The sequence below is a fragment of the Psychrobacter sp. TB55-MNA-CIBAN-0194 genome (assembly GCF_040309505.1).
Classification (GTDB): Bacteria; Pseudomonadota; Gammaproteobacteria; order Pseudomonadales; family Moraxellaceae; genus Psychrobacter; species Psychrobacter fozii.
In genome coordinates this window covers 1-230 of record NZ_JBEOOW010000874.1, presented here as the reverse complement: position 1 = coordinate 230, position 230 = coordinate 1, and the positions used below count along the sequence as shown (strand labels likewise).

1 protein-coding gene is annotated in these 230 nt (G+C 35.7%); it reads right to left on the bottom strand.

The features are described from left to right. A partial coding sequence (locus tag AAEY75_RS17425; protein ID WP_352260451.1) for a hypothetical protein occupies window positions 1-230 on the bottom strand: 230 nt, incomplete at both ends.

Below are 230 nucleotides of genomic sequence, written 5' to 3'. Positions count from 1 at the left end.
CTGCTTGGTGCCTTGAATGTTGTGCTTTTGTTCTTTTTAAATATAATTGCTCAGCCTTTTTCACTAGTTTCTCAGCATTTGCAACACGAATATCTTCTGGCACTCGTTGACCGTTAGTAAGATACCCTATTGGGAGGCGATTTTGAATCGCAATACTAATAATCTCACCCAAACTTAATGATTCATCTAACTTAGTGAAAATACAACCACTTAACTGTACTTTTTTAAAG